The organism is Salmonella sp. SG203, from assembly GCF_013350575.1.
GTDB lineage: Bacteria > Pseudomonadota > Gammaproteobacteria > Enterobacterales > Enterobacteriaceae > Salmonella > Salmonella enterica.
On sequence record NZ_SNMT01000013.1, the window covers coordinates 22,475 to 36,197 of the forward strand.

General features: G+C 52.5%; 8 protein-coding genes, 1 pseudogene and 1 CRISPR repeat array. Of the genes and pseudogenes, 2 read left to right on the forward strand and 7 right to left on the reverse strand.

Annotated elements, in window-relative coordinates; translation table 11 throughout:
* The first annotated feature begins 356 nt into the window (after positions 1-356).
* Positions 357-1,310 carry an SPI-1 type III secretion system effector SopD gene (gene sopD / locus HV477_RS17780; RefSeq protein WP_079898932.1) on the forward strand — a complete coding sequence of 318 codons (954 nt, stop codon included), beginning with the start codon at positions 357-359 and terminating at the stop codon, positions 1,308-1,310.
* 212 nt (positions 1,311-1,522) lie between these two features.
* Here sopD and cysH read toward each other — a convergent pair whose 3' ends face one another.
* The 3 genes from cysH to cysJ form a co-directional block, all read right to left on the reverse strand.
* Positions 1,523-2,257: a phosphoadenosine phosphosulfate reductase gene (gene cysH / locus HV477_RS17785; protein ID WP_000080390.1), complete on the reverse strand. Its 735-nt coding sequence runs from the start codon at positions 2,255-2,257 to the stop codon at positions 1,523-1,525.
* Between the two features lie 75 nt (positions 2,258-2,332).
* Positions 2,333-4,045 (reverse strand): assimilatory sulfite reductase (NADPH) hemoprotein subunit, encoded by a 1,713-nt coding sequence (gene cysI / locus HV477_RS17790; RefSeq protein ID WP_020437818.1) that lies wholly within the window; start codon positions 4,043-4,045, stop codon positions 2,333-2,335.
* Positions 4,045-5,844 carry an NADPH-dependent assimilatory sulfite reductase flavoprotein subunit gene (gene cysJ, locus HV477_RS17795; protein WP_079898931.1) on the reverse strand — a complete coding sequence of 600 codons (1,800 nt, stop codon included), beginning with the start codon at positions 5,842-5,844 and terminating at the stop codon, positions 4,045-4,047. The genes cysI and cysJ overlap by 1 nt, the downstream gene beginning before the upstream one ends.
* Positions 5,845-6,267: 423 nt before the next feature.
* Between cysJ and queD the strand changes: the two genes are divergently transcribed.
* Entirely contained in the window at positions 6,268-6,630 is a 363-nt protein-coding gene (queD, locus tag HV477_RS17800; RefSeq protein ID WP_000108313.1) for a 6-carboxytetrahydropterin synthase QueD, read from the forward strand.
* An 87-nt stretch (positions 6,631-6,717) separates the two neighbouring features.
* Here the strand turns inward: queD and HV477_RS17805 are convergent.
* The 4 genes and pseudogenes from HV477_RS17805 to pyrG all read right to left on the reverse strand — a co-directional run bounded on the left by HV477_RS17805 (position 6,718) and on the right by pyrG (position 13,656).
* Positions 6,718-7,516: pseudogene (locus HV477_RS17805) on the reverse strand (MBL fold metallo-hydrolase).
* 97 nt (positions 7,517-7,613) lie between these two features.
* Positions 7,614-9,534: a CRISPR direct-repeat array (repeat unit 29 nt; unit sequence CGGTTTATCCCCGCTGGCGCGGGGAACAC).
* A gap of 296 nt (positions 9,535-9,830) precedes the next feature.
* Positions 9,831-10,502, reverse strand: coding sequence for a 7-carboxy-7-deazaguanine synthase QueE (gene queE / locus HV477_RS17810; protein ID WP_001199961.1), 672 nt, complete (start codon positions 10,500-10,502; stop codon positions 9,831-9,833).
* Positions 10,503-10,637: 135 nt separating this feature from the next.
* Complete coding sequence (gene eno / locus HV477_RS17815; RefSeq protein WP_000036734.1) at positions 10,638-11,936, reverse strand: phosphopyruvate hydratase; 1,299 nt, start codon at positions 11,934-11,936, stop codon at positions 10,638-10,640.
* A gap of 82 nt (positions 11,937-12,018) precedes the next feature.
* On the reverse strand, positions 12,019-13,656 hold the full coding sequence (gene pyrG / locus HV477_RS17820) for a glutamine hydrolyzing CTP synthase (RefSeq protein WP_000210859.1): 1,638 nt from the start codon (positions 13,654-13,656) through the stop codon (positions 12,019-12,021).
* Positions 13,657-13,723: the final 67 nt, after the last annotated feature.

Here is a 13,723-nt window from a genome sequence, read left to right on the forward strand (position 1 = left end):
TGAGATTATATTTAAATATGTCCGCTCAATTTTATATATTCTTCAGAAATATTTACCCCACGAATAATTATTATAAATTTTTCCGCCTTTTTCTTCTGGAAGAAGCGCTCAAAGAGGCTTCCTCCAATGCCTTCTGCATAAATCAAAATTTAAAAAAACGACCATTTGCGGCGAATCATCTACCTTTTGTCTGAATTATCGTCACCACAAAGGATTACCAACCATAAATGTGCTGCATTAATAATGTCGTTCAAACTTTCTCCTGTAGTAAACTTTATCTGTTTAATAAAAAAGAGAGAATTGAACGATATATTTTACTCCGGATATTGAATAATATAAATTTGAAGGAAAATATTATGCCAGTCACTTTAAGCTTCGGTAATCATCAAAATTATACGCTTAATGAAAGTCGGCTTGCTCATCTGTTAAGCGCAGATAAAGAAAAAGCAATCCATATGGGGAGCTGGGATAAAGTCCAGGAGCATTTTAGAGCGGAAAAAAAGGACCATGCGCTGGAAGTGTTACACTCCATCATTCACGGGCAGGGCCGTGGTGAACCTGGAGAGATGGAAGTTAACATAGAGGATATAAATAAAATTTACGCCTTTAAACGGCTACAACATCTGGCCTGCCCGGCTCATCAGGATCTGTTTACTATCAAGTTGGACGCTTCTCAGACACAATTTTTACTTATGGTCGGCGACACGGTGATCAGCCAAAGCAATATTAAGGACATCCTCAATATATCAGATGATGCAGTGATAGAATCTATGAGTAGAGAGGAGAGACAGTTATTTTTACAAATATGCGAGGTGATTGGTGCGAAGATGACCTGGCACCCGGAATTACTTCAGGAGTCGATTTCTACTCTACGAAAAGAAGTGACGGGCAATGCACAAATCAAAGCGACGGTTTATGAGATGATGCGTCCCGCAGAGGCTCCAGACCACCCGCTTGTCGAATGGCAGGACTCACTTACTGCAGATGAAAAATCGATGCTGGCCTGTATTAATGCCGGTAACTTTGAGCCTACAACTCAGTTTTGCAAAATAGGTTATCAGGAGGTACAAGGTGAAGTCGCTTTTAGCATGATGCATCCGTGCATCTCCTATTTACTACATAGCTATTCACCGTTTGCAGAGTTTAAACCAACAAATTCTGGTTTTTTAAAAAAACTTAATCAGGATTATAACGACTATCATGCAAAAAAAATGTTTATTGATGTAATTCTTGAAAAGCTATATCTAACCCATGAACGTTCTTTGCACATTGGTAAAGATGGGTGCAGTCGTAATATATTACTGGTATAAAGATAGTCAGTAATATACCCTTCATACTTCAAGTTGCTTATGTGTTGGCTACGCTCGTTCACCCCAGTCACATAGTTATCTATGCTCCTGGGGACTCACTCCCTTGCCGCCTTTAAGCAACTCGAATTATTTTGGGTATATAACCAATTTAAAATCCGGCTGCCTGCCGGATTTTTCATAGCAGCAGGTATAATCATACCGCGTAAGGACAATTACCCTTCATGCAGCCCGCACTCACGTTTCAGTCCGAAGAAGCGTGTCTCTTCTTCCGCCATACCCGGCTCCCATTTGCGGGTGGTGTGCGTATCGCCCACCGACAGATAGCCCTGATCCCACAGCGGATGGTATTTCAGACCGTGCTTTTGCAGATACTGGTAAACCGTGCGGTTATCCCAGTCGATAATCGGTAGCACTTTAAACACGCCGCGCTGGATAGCGAGAACGGGTAAATGCGCGCGGCTGCCGGACTGCTCGCGACGCAGACCCGCAAACCACGTCTGCGCTTTCAGCTCTTTTAGCGCCCGGTTCATCGGCTCGACTTTGTTGATCTCATTGTATTTCTCAATGCCCTCAACGCCCTGCTCCCACAGTTTGCCGTAGCGCGCCTCCTGCCAGGCCGGACTTTCGCCCGCGCGGTAAACTTTCAGGTTGAGTTTGAGTTTGTCCGTTAACTCATCAATAAACTGGTAGGTTTCCGGGAACAAATAGCCGGTATCGGTGAGGATCACCGGGATATCCGGGCGAATCTGGTTCACCAGGTGCAGGCTCACCGCCGCCTGGATGCCAAAGCTTGAGGAGAGCACGTATTCGCCGGGCAGATTTTCCAGCGCCCAGGCCACGCGTTCTTCGGCAGTCAGCGTTTCCAGTTGAGCGTTGGTTTCCGCCAACGCCAGTACGCGATCGACTTTTGGCAGTTCATTCAATGCGTTGAGATCGAGTTGGGACATAAGTTCCTCACTGTTTGCCTTGCCTGATGGCGCTGTGCTTATCAGGCCTACACAGACGCCATCCGGCAATTCAGGTTATTCCCAGAAATCACGCGCGGGATCGAGCACCGGGCGAATGATGCCCGCACGCACCGTAAAGTCGCCGAAGCCTTCACCCGCTTCACGCTCTTTCGCCCAGCGCCCAATCAGTTCATCCAGCGAGGCCAGAATATCCGGCTCGGTGATATTTTCTTGATACATCCGTGGGATACGTGTCCCAATACGGTTTCCACCAAGATGCAGGTTATAACGACCAGGCGCTTTCCCTACTAAGCCAATTTCCGCCAGCATCGCGCGGCCACAGCCGTTCGGGCAGCCGGTCACGCGCATCACGATATGCTCATCAGGAATGCCGTGTTTTTCCAGAATCGCTTCCACTTTGTCCGTGAACGACGGCAGGAAACGCTCGGCTTCCGCCATTGCCAGCGGGCAGGTTGGGAACGACACGCAGGCCATTGAGTTTTCACGCTGCGGTTTCACCGCATTCATCAACCCGTGGTCGCGCGCCAGCGTCTCGATCTTCGCTTTCTGGCTTTCCGGCACGCTGGCAATAATCAGGTTCTGGTTAGCGGTGATACGGAACTCGCCCTGATGAATCTTCGCGATCTCCAGCAGGCCGGTTTTCAGCGGACGCCCCGGATAATCCAGGATACGGCCGTTCTCAATAAACAGCGTCAGGTGCCATTTATCATCAATGCCTTTCACCCAGCCAATCCTGTCGCCACGCCCGGTAAACTCATACGGGCGGATCGGCTCAAATTTGATCCCCGCGCGACGCTCGACTTCCGCTTTAAATGTCTCCAGTCCCACGCGCTCAAGGGTGTATTTGGTTTTGGCATTTTTCCTGTCGGTACGGTTACCCCAGTCGCGCTGCGTCGTCACTACCGCTTCGGCCACCGCCAGGGTGTGCTCCAGCGGCAGATAGCCAAACTCGCTGGCCGTACGAGCGTAGGTTTTCTTATTACCATGCTCAATAGACAGACCGCCGCCCACCAGCAGGTTAAAGCCGACCAGCTTGCCGTTCTCGGCAATCGCCACAAAGTTCATGTCGTTGGCGTGCAGATCGATATCATTTTGCGGCGGGATCACCACCGTGGTTTTAAATTTACGCGGCAGATAGGTCTGCCCGAGGATCGGTTCTTCATCGGTGGTCGCGACCTTCTCCTGATCGAGCCAGATCTCCGCATACGCACGGGTGCGCGGCAGCAGATGTTCGGAGATCTTCTTCGCCCACTCGTAGGCTTCAGCGTGCAGCTGAGACTCGTAGGGATTGGAGGTGCACAGCACGTTACGGTTCATATCGTTAGCGGTCGCCAGCGCGTCCAGCCCCACCGAGTGCAGCATCTGGTGCACCGGCTTGACGTTCTTCTTCAGAATGCCGTGAAACTGGAAGGTCTGGCGGTTGGTCAGACGGATACTGCCATAAATCGTGTTATCCGCCGCGAATTTATCGATCGCCTGCCATTGCGTCGTAGTAATCACCCCGCCCGGCAGACGGCAGCGCAGCAGCATGGCGTGGCGCGGCTCCAGCTTCTGCGCCGCACGCTCGGCGCGAATATCGCGGTCATCCTGCTGATACATGCCGTGAAAGCGTATTAGCAGGAAGTTGTCGCCTTTAAAACCGCCGGTGAGACCGTCGTTCAGATCTTCCGCAATGGTACCGCGCAGGTAGTTGCTTTCCAGCTTCATGCGCTCGGCATCGGACAGTTTACCTTCGACCACCAGTGGGCCTGGATGTTTTTCGCTCATTAGTAGACATCTCGCTGATAACGGCGCTCTACGCGCAGCTCACTTAAATATTCATCTGCCGATTCGAGGTCCATACCGCCGAATTCAGCGATCACTTCCAGCAATGCTTTTTCGACATGTGCGGCCATACGCCTGGCGTCGCCGCAGACATAAATGTGGGCACCGTCATTGATCCAGCGCCACAGCTCCGCGCCCTGTTCGCGCAGTTTGTCTTGTACGTAGATTTTTTCTTTTTGATCGCGGGACCAGGCCAGATCGATCCGGTTCAGCACGCCTTCTTTCACGTAACGCTGCCATTCAACCTGATAAAGGAAGTCTTCGGTGAAGTGCGGGTTACCGAAGAACAGCCAGTTCTTGCCTTCCGCACCGTCGGCGGCGCGTTGCTGCATAAAGGCGCGGAACGGCGCGATACCCGTACCTGGGCCAATCATAATCACCGGAGTCTGCGGATTCGCTGGCAGGCGGAAATTATCGTTGTGTTCAATAAACACGCGCACTTCGCCCTCTTCTTCCACGCGGTCGGCGAGGAAGCTGGAAGCACCACCCGCGCGGGCGCGGCCTTCAATGTCATAACGAACCACGCCAACGGTGACGTGGACTTCGTTTTCAGTTTCCGCCTGCGAAGAGGCGATAGAGTAGAGGCGCGGCGTCAGCGGGCGCAGCAGGTCGATTAGCGCCTGAGCATCCAGCTGCGCCGGAGAGAAACGCACCATATCAACAATGGGCGTGGTCGCGGCGTAGTGCTGGAGCTGCGCTTTGTCGCCCACTAATGGCAACAGCGACTCACTGCGCGTCAGGGTCGCGTAGCTCTCAACAATGTTGGCGGTATTCACCGTCAGCTCGAAGTGCCACTCCAGCGCTTCGGCGAGCGGCAGGGTTTTACCATCAACCGTCACCGGCTCATCGCCTTTCAGCCACAGCAACTCAACCAGCTCCTTCACCAGAGCCGGATCGTTCTGATACCAGACGCCCAGCGCATCGCCCGGCTGATAGCGCAGGCCGGAGTCGCCGAGGTCAATTTCAATATGACGAACGTCTTTTTCCGAGTTGCGACCGGTGATTTTCTGATTCACGGAGAGGGTCGCGGTCAGCGGCGCGTCTTTGGTATAGGGGCTGGTGTGGATATCGTTTACCGCGCCAGTAGCAACGGATTGCGAAGGTGCCGCGACAGGTGCGCGGGACTTCAGAACATCAACCACGCGGGCGCGCCATTCGCTGGCAGCTGCCTGATATTCAACGTCAGCATCGACACGGTCGAGCAGACGTTCACCGCCCAGCTCCGCCAGCTTGCTGTCGAAATCTTTTCCGGACTGGCAGAAAAATTCATAAGAGGTGTCGCCGAGGCTAAACACGGCAAAAGCGGTGTTTTCCAGTTTCGGCGCTTTTTTCGAGAACAGGAACTTATGCAGCGCGACGGCCTCTTCCGGCGGCTCGCCTTCTCCCTGAGTGGACGTCACTATCACCAGCAGTTTTTCACTGGCAATCTGTTTGAATTTGTAGTCGCCGGCGTTCACCAGTGTCACATTAAGGTTGGCCGCCAGCAGATCATCACGCAGCGCTTCCGCCACACGACGCGCATTGCCGGTTTGCGAAGCGGAGATAAGCGTAACCCCCGGCATCTTCCCCTCAGGAGCAGGCGTGACGGCAACAGCGCCTGAGCGCGGGTTCAGTACGCCCCAAAAATAGCCGGAGACCCAGGCAAGCTGTTCGGGAGTAAGGTCGGTTGTCGCGGCCTGAAGGCGCGCCAGTTGCTCCGGATTAAGCGGAAGCAACCCAGTCAGTGGAGCCGGTGTCGTCATGCGTCGTTATGTTCCAGTAAGCAAAGCGGATCTATACACAAAATCATTCAAGTTCGCTGTAAGCTGAGCGCGCCCCAGGAGCGTACATAAATACGTGACTGGGGTGAGTAAACGCAGTCAACACAGATGCGGCTTGAAAGATGAAATGTATAAGCGATAAATCCCAAACTAAGGATAAGGGTAACGGTGAGAGGAATAACAATTAAAGAAGGGTTGGAAATAACAAATAACCAAATGAACTAACCTGTTTTAGTTATCGTTATTAACGCCAAAATCGATTTCATAATTGATTGATAATTATTAAATTTTCTGGAAATTCTTAAATTAATAGCCCGTCACAAGGCGGAGAATGGTTTTAGTTAATGATAAAAAATGCGCTTTCCGGTACCCTACGGCGGTTTTTTTATTGCCTGAGAGTTCATCATGTCCACCACGTTGTATAAAGATTTCACCTTTGAAGCCGCTCACCGCCTGCCTCACGTGCCTGAAGGGCATAAGTGCGGCCGCCTGCACGGACACTCGTTTATGGTGCGTCTCGAAATTACCGGTGAAGTCGATCCGCATACCGGTTGGATTATGGATTTCGCGGATCTCAAAGCGGCGTTTAAACCTACTTACGATCGTCTTGATCACTACTATCTGAATGATATTCCAGGGCTGTCCAATCCCACCAGCGAAGTGCTGGCGAAATGGATTTGGGATCAGGTTAAGCCCGTCGTGCCGCTACTGAGCGCCGTGATGGTGAAAGAGACCTGTACAGCCGGCTGCGTCTATCGCGGCGAATAAGGTTCATTAACGCGTGGGCTGGATGCCAAATTGATTCCAGCCCATCCACACGACGTTTTATCAGTGAAAACATTGTCCAGCGCGGTGTTAAAAACGCAGCACATCACCGGTTGCAGGTGCGGTTATTTCCGGTAGCCACAACCGCCCCCAGGCCCCTGTACAGTGACAACCGCATAGTTTTTCAGGTTTGTGTTCTTGCAGAAAGCGCCTGACTCGCCACATCGTGAACGGTGATGCGCAGCGGAGATGAAATCCGCCGACAAGCGCGTAAATCCGCTTTATACCGGTAATGTTCTGACAGTGCCGGACAATATTTACGATCCCCCGATGCCCGCATCCCGTAATGATGACTAATCCTTTTGTCGATTGGTAAATCAGTACGCCCTCATCCAAAATGGAGTCCGGCTCCGCATCGTGGCCGCCAAAAATGCCGTAGGCTTCAGGCGCAACCACCGGTATTTCCCCTGACCAGATAAAGTTTTCGCCAATCGGCAGGGGGCCACGCGTGTACATCATTCGGTAGCGTGAATAGTCCACCTCACACGACAATTTTTTTATTTTTTCGGGTAATACCGAGAAAAGTCATTGCCGCATAACGTTCGCGCGCAATATCGGGATGGCAGATGATTCGACTGTTATCAGGAAGCCACGGCACGCCGCCGCAATGATCGTAATGACCATGCGAAAGCACCACAGCAGACACATCGGACAGGTCGATCCCCATCGCCAACGCGTTTTGCATAAAACTGCCATCAGGGCCGGTATCGAACAAGATAGACGTAGACTCATCCTCGACCAACAGGCTTAACCCTGGCCGGACCTTCAACGATTTATCCGCTCCAGCTCCCTTATGATTTTCGAGCAATACCCTGATCCTTAACGCCATGGCCTTCTCCTGTCTAAAAGCCTCCCCGGGAAAACGCGGCCTTTTTACTTTACAGGTTTGTAGCTGCCATTACTGGTACACAGATTATGATTATGCAACGGCTATCCTTGTTGGCGCGGGGAACACTAACTCATCACATCCGCGTCAGACCTCGTGACCGGTTTATCCCCGCTGGCGCGGGGAACACGACAACGCATCAAGACCGATATACACCACGCCCGGTTTATCCCCGCTGGCGCGGGGAACACCCGGACAACAGTGACACCTGTAAATTCTGCGCCGGTTTATCCCCGCTGGCGCGGGGAACACAGCAAACTCAGTGGCAGCGGCGGTGCAGTTTTCGGTTTATCCCCGCTGGCGCGGGGAACACTCTACCCTATCTAACCCATTAGAATAAAAGGACGGTTTATCCCCGCTGGCGCGGGGAACACTTCTCGGCGCGGCGCAATATCCCGGCGCACGCCGGTTTATCCCCGCTGGCGCGGGGAACACCGCACCACTATGATTCGAATAGATCGTAGCGGCGGTTTATCCCCGCTGGCGCGGGAAACACTGTGCCATCATCCCACTCGCAAAGATTCAGCACGGTTTATCCCCGCTGGCGCGGGGAACACGGATATCTCTAATAAAGGTCATCTTCGTTTCCCGGTTTATCCCCGCTGGCGCGGGGAACACGTCTATAGTTCCCCGCATACTATCACCGCGGACGGTTTATCCCCGCTGGCGCGGGGAACACTGGCGCTGGATAACCGCCCTGACGAGTTGGGACGGTTTATCCCCGCTGGCGCGGGGAACACATAAACGTATTAAATAAATCGAGGTCCAGCCCCGGTTTATCCCCGCTGGCGCGGGGAACACTAGTCGATCGGTCTGGAGCAGATAAACCGGCACGGTTTATCCCCGCTGGCGCGGGGAACACTTTGTCCAGTTCGGCGATGCGGCGTTCTGCGGCGGTTTATCCCCGCTGGCGCGGGGAACACGCTCGGGGAAGTATCAACCAGCAGATAACGGTCGGTTTATCCCCGCTGGCGCGGGGAACACGCTGGTAAAACTGGCGGTACTGGCTTGCGTGGCGGTTTATCCCCGCTGGCGCGGGGAACACCTGCGCGCTAAAACACTGAAACAGATTTACGACGGTTTATCCCCGCTGGCGCGGGGAACACTTCCCAGTAGCGTTCCTGACGGGCTAACGCGTCGGTTTATCCCCGCTGGCGCGGGGAACACTGCGAAATAGTCACGTGAGCAACGCCGACAAGCGGTTTATCCCCGCTGGCGCGGGGAACACTTACGTACTCCGGGGAAGTCGTTAGAGAGCTGCGGTTTATCCCCGCTGGCGCGGGGAACACGCGCTTACGATTTTTTCCCACTCAATAACGCCCGGTTTATCCCCGCTGGCGCGGGGAACACATCAATACAGGGCAAGATCTCCAGTTGCAACGCGGTTTATCCCCGCTGGCGCGGGGAACACAACTCTGACCATTGAAACGCGTGTATCCAGCACGGTTTATCCCCGCTGGCGCGGGGAACACATACGTAACCTCGTAAATCGCGTTATTCATCTCCGGTTTATCCCCGCTGGCGCGGGGAACACGACGGCGGGCATAAAAAAGCCCCTTAACGGGGCGGTTTATCCCCGCTGGCGCGGGGAACACATAAAATAGGCGAGGCGGGGAATGAAAACACGCGGTTTATCCCCGCTGGCGCGGGGAACACTTGATCGCGGTGAGATGGACGAATCCTTCCGCCGGTTTATCCCCGCTGGCGCGGGGAACACTGCCACCACGGGCGGTAGAGTGTGCCGCCAGGCGGTTTATCCCCGCTGGCGCGGGGAACACGCCACCGACACTCCCCATCGCTGAGTTAACAGCGGTTTATCCCCGCTGGCGCGGGGAACACACGAAATCGAGCCGTTTGCCAGCGTCAACGTACGGTTTATCCCCGCTGGCGCGGGGAACACTATCCACCAGCCAGTGCTGCGCGATGATGGCGCGGTTTATCCCCGCTGGCGCGGGGAACACACTAAACGTATGTCATTGTTTATAAACTACTTTTTATCAGCACCACATTCCACCAACATAATCGCAACAATTTAAATTATTAAAGAACAGCTAATTTGCTGATTTTGATGCAAAAAAGTTCATAGAATGATTTTTTCTTTAAATTTACCAAAATAGCGCGATCCGTGCATCGCTATGGAAAAATTTATCAGCGCTTTTATACACTCATCGAAATTCACATAGAGAAAATAAACAATGCAAGGTAATGGATGAGTCACAGACGGCATCGGCAGGCCGTCTGTAAGATTAGTAATGCATCAGGCGATATTTAAATATTTATGCGTTTGCATAGACAGCCGCCAGTTACGTGCAATACACGTTTCAATACACAGACGCGTCGCGTCTTCTTTCTGGCTAATGGGCTGCAAAGCAATCACGCGCGGTTTATCATCGCTCAACGTGGCTAACAGTTCATCCAGCGCCTCAATATCACGAACTCGCCCAACGGGATGCTTAATTTCATTGGCGCGCTCCAGCGCCTGGGAAAGCACGTCATATCCCCCGCGCATATTCACTTTTGGTGAAACCGTGACCCAGGTGTTAGGCGTACAGCGCACTTCATGCGTCCCGCTGGTTTCAATCTGGCAACTAAAACCACTCTTTTCAAGCAGATCGGTGAGCGGCATGAGGTCGTGAATACAGGGTTCTCCACCGGTGATGACAACGTGACGCGCGGTATAGCCCTGACGATTAATTACTGCCAGCAAGTCTTCACTGCTCGCAGCACCCCATTTGTCGCTCTCTTTGGTTTTTGCCAGAATGCTGAACAGAGACACTTCCCGATCGCTCAGTTTATCCCAGGTGTGTTTGGTATCGCACCAGGCACAGCCGACCGGACATCCCTGTAAACGAATAAAAATAGCGGGGACGCCGGTAAAATAACCCTCGCCTTGTAGGGTCTGGAACATCTCGTTAATCGGGTACTGCATAGCGTTCTCTATTAAGGGGATAATCGTTAATTATTGCAGATTTCGTCTGCCCGGTCATGCACAGCGGCTGCGCTATTGAACAGATACAAAAAAACCCGCCGAAGCGGGTTTTTACATTAAGAGGTAAAAGCAGGATTACGCCTGGCCTTTGATCTCTTTACGACCGTTATACGGTGCTTTTTCGCCCAGAGCTTCTTCGATACGAATCAGCTGGTTGTATTTAGCAACACGGTCAGAACGGCTCATAGAACCGGTTTTGATCTGGCCTGCAGCGGTACCAACAGCCAGGTCAGCGATGGTAGCGTCTTCAGTTTCGCCAGAACGGTGAGAGATGACAGCAGTGTAGCCAGCGTCTTTCGCCATCTTGATTGCAGCCAGAGTTTCGGTCAGAGAACCGATCTGGTTGAATTTGATCAGGATGGAGTTAGCGATGCCTTTCTCGATGCCTTCTTTCAGGATTTTGGTGTTGGTTACGAACAGGTCGTCACCAACCAGCTGGATTTTGTCGCCCAGTACTTTGGTCTGGTATGCAAAACCGTCCCAGTCAGACTCGTCCAGACCATCTTCGATGGAAACGATCGGGTACTGTTTGGTCAGTTCTTCCAGGAAGTGGGTGAATTCTTCGGAGGTGAACGCTTTGTTGCCTTCGCCAGCCAGAACGTATTTACCGTCTTTGTAGAATTCAGATGCTGCGCAGTCCATCGCCAGGGTGATGTCTTTACCCAGCTCGTAACCAGCCGCTTTAACCGCTTCAGCGATAACAGCCAGCGCTTCCGCGTTGGAGCCCAGGTTCGGCGCATAGCCGCCTTCGTCACCCACAGCGGTGTTCATGCCTTTGCCTTTCAGCACTTTTGCCAGGTGATGGAAAACTTCAGAACCCATACGGATGGCTTCTTTAACCGTTTTCGCGCCAACCGGCTGGATCATGAATTCCTGGATGTCGACGTTGTTGTCAGCGTGCTCGCCGCCGTTGATGATGTTCATCATCGGAACCGGCATGGAGTATTTGCCCGGAGTGCCGTTCAGTTCAGCAATGTGCTCGTACAGCGGCATACCTTTAGCGGCAGCAGCAGCTTTGGCGTTAGCCAGAGAGACAGCCAGAATGGCGTTTGCACCGAAGTTAGATTTGTTTTCAGTACCGTCCAGGTCGATCATGATTTTGTCGATGCCAGCCTGGTCTTTAGCGTCTTTGCCAAGAATAGCCTGAGCGATCGGGCCGTTAACCGCGCCAACAGCTTTGGTTACGCCTTTACCCAGGAAACGGGATTTGTCGCCATCGCGCAGTTCCAGCGCTTCGCGGGAACCAGTAGAAGCACCTGACGGAGCCGCCGCCATACCTACGAAACCACCTTCCAGGTGTACTTCAGCTTCAACAGTCGGGTTACCACGGGAGTCGATGATTTCACGACCGATGACTTTAACGATTTTGGACATTAGGTTTTCCTCAAGTCACTAGTTAAACTAAAACTTCAGACAAACGGTGCACCGCTGAGGGTGCACCGCCGTTCTAACTTTTTTACTTCGCCTGACGTTTCTGATGCTCGTTGGCGGCTTTAACAAAGCCAGCGAACAACGGATGTCCATCACGCGGCGTGGAAGTAAATTCCGGATGGAACTGACAGGCCACGAACCACGGATGATTCGGTACCTCAATGATCTCGACTAACTGATCATCACCGGAACGGCCTGCGACACGCAGACCCGCTGCTTCAATTTGTTTCAACAACATATTGTTGACTTCGTAACGATGGCGATGACGTTCAACAATCGTCGACGCGCCGTACAACTGACGTACCAGACTGTCATCGCTAAGCTGGCACTGCTGCGCGCCCAGGCGCATGGTGCCGCCCAGATCGCTCTTCTCGTTACGGACTTCAACGTTACCGTCTTCATCGCGCCACTCGGTAATTAACGCCACAACCGGGTACTTACAGTCTGGCACAAATTCCGTTGAGTTGGCGTTGTCCATGCCGGCCACGTTACGAGCGAACTCAATCAACGCAACCTGCATCCCCAGGCAAATGCCCAGATAAGGAATATTGTTTTCACGCGCATAGCGCGCAGTGGCGATTTTACCTTCAACGCCACGATAGCCGAAGCCGCCGGGGATCAGGATAGCGTCCAAATCTTTCAGAATTTCAACGCCGCGCGTTTCAACATCTTGCGAATCGATCAATTTGATGTTGACGGTAACGCGGTTTTTCAGACCACCGTGTTTCAGCGCTTCGATCACCGACTTATAGGCATCCGGCAGTTCAATATATTTGCCGACCATGCCGATAGTCACTTCGCCTGCCGGGTTCGCTTCTTCGTAAATGACCTGTTCCCATTCAGACAGGTTAGCTTCCGGACAGTTCAAGCTGAATCGTTTACAAATATAATCATCAAGCCCCTGAGATTTCAACAGGCCTGGAATTTTATAAATGGAATCGACATCTTTCATTGAAATAACGGCTTTTTCCGGCACATTACAGAACAATGCAATTTTTGCACGCTCGTTGGCAGGAACCGCGCGATCGGAACGACAAATCAGAATATCGGGCTGAATACCGATAGACAGCAGCTCTTTCACGGAGTGCTGAGTCGGTTTAGTTTTCACTTCGCCCGCAGCCGCCAGGTAAGGTACCAGCGTCAGGTGCATAAACAGCGCGTGTTCACGACCGATATCTACCGCCAATTGACGAATCGCCTCAAGAAACGGCAGCGATTCGATATCACCGACGGTACCGCCGATTTCCACCAGTACCACATCGTGGCCTTCGCCGCCTTCCAGCACGCGCTCTTTAATCGCGTTAGTGATGTGAGGGATGACCTGTACGGTTGCGCCCAGATAGTCGCCACGGCGTTCTTTACGCAGAACGTCGGAGTAGATACGGCCAGTCGTGAAGTTGTTGCGGCGAGACATCTTGGTGCGGATGAAACGCTCGTAGTGCCCCAGGTCCAGGTCGGTTTCAGCGCCGTCTTCAGTAACGAACACTTCCCCGTGTTGGATTGGGCTCATAGTACCCGGATCGACGTTGATGTACGGATCCAGTTTCATGATGGTCACGTTGAGACCACGGGCTTCCAGAATGGCTGCGAGGGAGGCTGCGGCAATGCCTTTACCCAGAGAGGATACGACCCCGCCGGTCACAAAAATATAGTTCGTTGTCATGCGGAACCTGAGAAGTTAGGTTTAAAAGACGATGGAATAACCAGGACGGGAAAGCAGTATACCCGAA

Excerpts from the sequence above, each read along its gene's own strand:
- sopD (WP_079898932.1), top strand. The coding sequence starts at position 357 with ATGCCAGTCACTTTAAGCTTCGGTAATCATCAAAATTATACGCTTAAT.
- cysH (WP_000080390.1), bottom strand. The coding sequence starts at position 2,257 with ATGTCCCAACTCGATCTCAACGCATTGAATGAACTGCCAAAAGTCGAT.
- cysI (WP_020437818.1), bottom strand. The coding sequence starts at position 4,045 with ATGAGCGAAAAACATCCAGGCCCACTGGTGGTCGAAGGTAAACTGTCC.
- cysJ (WP_079898931.1), bottom strand. The coding sequence starts at position 5,844 with ATGACGACACCGGCTCCACTGACTGGGTTGCTTCCGCTTAATCCGGAG.
- queD (WP_000108313.1), top strand. The coding sequence starts at position 6,268 with ATGTCCACCACGTTGTATAAAGATTTCACCTTTGAAGCCGCTCACCGC.
- queE (WP_001199961.1), bottom strand. The coding sequence starts at position 10,502 with ATGCAGTACCCGATTAACGAGATGTTCCAGACCCTACAAGGCGAGGGT.
- eno (WP_000036734.1), bottom strand. The coding sequence starts at position 11,936 with ATGTCCAAAATCGTTAAAGTCATCGGTCGTGAAATCATCGACTCCCGT.
- pyrG (WP_000210859.1), bottom strand. The coding sequence starts at position 13,656 with ATGACAACGAACTATATTTTTGTGACCGGCGGGGTCGTATCCTCTCTG.